The following is a 2,285-nucleotide window of genomic DNA, read 5'->3' on the forward strand; positions in this document are numbered from 1 at the left end:
GATGACGATCGCCTGCCTTCTCGCCACCACGCTGACCGCGTGCTGCCGCGCGAACGGCCTGCCGGAGCCCGAGGGACTGACCGTCTAGCGCGATCCGATCAGGCAGAAGCCGTGGCCGAAGGGATCGGCCATGAAGGCGGCGGGCGGGCGGCCCGGCACCTCGTGGTAGGCCTCCAGGGTGGCGCCGAGGGCGCGCGCGCGGTCGCGGGTGGCGGGCACGTCCGCGACGTGGAAATCGAGATGCACGGGCGTCCAGTGGCGGGCGTAGCCGCGCCGGATCTGCGGGTCCCGGCAGGGGTTCGTGCCCTCGGCCCGTTCGATCAGCAGGAGGGACTGCGCCCCGCCGCCGAGGACGCAGAGGTGGGGCAGGGGCCTTGCCCCCTCCGGGAGGTCGAGGAGGCCGCCGTAGAAGCGGATGCCGGCCGCGAGGTCGGGGACGTCGATGCTGATGCCGATCCTCATGCCGTGGCCTCGAGGCGGGCGTAGCAGGCCTCCATCCCGTCGGTCATTCCGGTGGCGAGGGCCGCGTCCCGCGCCTCTCCGCTTGCGAAGGTCATGATCATCTCCATGGCGGTGCCGCTGCCCTCGGCGGTGAAGGTGGTGACGATGCGGGTGTCCGGGGTGGTGAGATCGGGCAGGTGCATCCGCTCGACATGCTCGATCCGGTGCGGCGGGTCGAGGGCGACGTATTCCCCCGTGATCTCGAATTCGGGGAAGCCCTCGCCCCGCCAGCGCATGCGGAAGCGTCCGCCCGGGCGGGCGTCGTGCTCGCAGAGGACGATCTCGGAGCCTTCGGGCCCGGACATCCAGCGCCGGACGAGGTCGGCCTCGGTATGGGCGGCGAAGACGCGCGCGGGCGGCGCGGGGATGTGGCGGCGCAGGACGACCTGCCGGCCGCCGAGAAGCTGCGTCTCAAGGCTCATCGTTGCCGGTCCTTTCGGGGGGAGTGGCGAGGAGGGCGTCGAGGCGGGCGTAGTTCGCCTCCATCGCCATGCGGAAGTCGTCGAGCCAGGCGTCGATCTCGGCGAGGCGGTGAGGCGCGAGGCGGAAGATGCGGCGGGTGCCCGCGCGCCGCTCGGTCACGAGGCCGGCGCGGCGGAGGGTCGCGAGGTGCCGGGACACCGCGGGCTGTGTCAGGGCGAAGGGGGCGGCGAGTGTTCCCGCGCTCGCCTCGCCCTCGCGCAGCCGCGCCAGGATCGCCCGGCGGGTCGGATCGGAAAGGGCGGCGAAGAGATCGTCGAGGGAGGCATTCATGACGCCTCCCTTATATAACGATTCGATCATGTAAGGAATGATCTTCGCGCCGTCCTTCGGAGGGCGGTCCGGCGGACCTCAGTTCCGGGCTGGGAAATGCGGCCTGTCGGGATTGTAGTGGGTGGCGAGGTAGTCGAGGATCTGCGCGCGGTCCTCCTCGTGGAGCTCGGCCATCCCCATGTCCTCGACCATCCAGACGAGGATCTCGTCCCAGCCCTCGCGGGTCTGGCCCTGCTGGGCGATGATCATCTCGGAATGGCAGATGGTGCAGAGGTCGTAGGTGATCTGCGCGCCGGGGGCCACGTGGAGGATGCCCACGTCGTAGATCACTTCGGAGCGTCCCTGGTCGTCGGTCACGGTGGTCTGCGCGGTCGCGGCGCCGTGGATCAGCGGCGCGGCGAGCAGGGCGGCCAGCAGGAGCTGGGCCTGTCGGGTGGTCATGTCGTGCTGTCTCCTGTCGGGGAAAGGGCGCCGCGCAGGCCGCGCCGCGCCCTTCCTTGCGTCACTCGGCCCGTCAGCCGGCGATCACGCCGATGCGGTGCATCGAGTTGTTGTTGTAGCCGCGCGGGTTCCAGGCGACCGCGTGGGGCTGGGACACGCCTTCGCTGTCGGTGGCGCGGGCCCAGACCTCGTAGTAGCCGGCCATCGGGAAGGTGACGTTGGTGCGCCAGTTCTGCCAGGCGCCCCGGTTCACCGGCGCGTCGAGCTCGGCCTCGGTCCAGGTGGCGCCGAAATCGACGGAGACCTCGAGCCGCTCCACCGTGCGGTCGCCCACCCAGGCATGGCCGCGCACCTCGGTCGAGAGGCCGGTCTCGGCGCCGTTCGCGGGGAAGGTCACGATGGACTTCACCGGCATCGGCCCCATGATGACCATGTCCTCGTCCGCGACCTCCGTTCCCGGCGCGACCGGGAAGGCGGGCACGCGATAGGACTGGCCGCCCATCTTCTCGCCGTCATGGACCACGTCGCGGACCCAGATCCGCGTCAGCCATTTCTGCGAGCAGGAGCCCGGCCAGCCCGGCACCACGAGG

At 71.1% G+C, this 2,285-nt stretch carries 4 protein-coding genes and 1 pseudogene; all 5 read right to left on the reverse strand.

Going from position 1 to position 2,285, the window contains the following annotated elements; all coding sequences use genetic code 11:
* Window positions 1-84: 84 nt before the first annotated feature.
* Complete coding sequence (locus ACTS11_RS04915) at window positions 85-462, reverse strand: VOC family protein (protein WP_442639228.1); 378 nt, start codon at window positions 460-462, stop codon at window positions 85-87.
* Window positions 459-923, reverse strand: a complete 465-nt coding sequence (locus ACTS11_RS04920; protein ID WP_442639229.1) for an SRPBCC domain-containing protein — start codon at window positions 921-923, stop codon at window positions 459-461. The genes ACTS11_RS04915 and ACTS11_RS04920 overlap by 4 nt, the downstream gene beginning before the upstream one ends.
* Window positions 913-1,254, reverse strand: a complete 342-nt coding sequence (locus ACTS11_RS04925) for an ArsR/SmtB family transcription factor (RefSeq protein ID WP_442639230.1) — start codon at window positions 1,252-1,254, stop codon at window positions 913-915. Before ACTS11_RS04925 ends, ACTS11_RS04920 begins: the two co-directional genes overlap by 11 nt.
* A gap of 78 nt (window positions 1,255-1,332) precedes the next feature.
* A complete protein-coding gene (locus ACTS11_RS04930) occupies window positions 1,333-1,695 on the reverse strand; it encodes an aldehyde dehydrogenase (RefSeq protein WP_442639231.1) in 363 nt (120 codons plus the stop codon).
* A 73-nt stretch (window positions 1,696-1,768) separates the two neighbouring features.
* A pseudogene (locus ACTS11_RS04935) lies at window positions 1,769-2,285 on the reverse strand (molybdopterin containing oxidoreductase); the annotation flags it as partial.

This window comes from Roseicyclus sp. (assembly GCF_052168335.1).
GTDB lineage: Bacteria > Pseudomonadota > Alphaproteobacteria > Rhodobacterales > Rhodobacteraceae > Roseibacterium.

Coding starts and splice junctions, on each gene's coding strand:
- ACTS11_RS04915 (WP_442639228.1), bottom strand. CDS start 462: ATGAGGATCGGCATCAGCATCGACGTCCCCGACCTCGCGGCCGGCATC.
- ACTS11_RS04920 (WP_442639229.1), bottom strand. CDS start 923: ATGAGCCTTGAGACGCAGCTTCTCGGCGGCCGGCAGGTCGTCCTGCGC.
- ACTS11_RS04925 (WP_442639230.1), bottom strand. CDS start 1,254: ATGAATGCCTCCCTCGACGATCTCTTCGCCGCCCTTTCCGATCCGACC.
- ACTS11_RS04930 (WP_442639231.1), bottom strand. CDS start 1,695: ATGACCACCCGACAGGCCCAGCTCCTGCTGGCCGCCCTGCTCGCCGCG.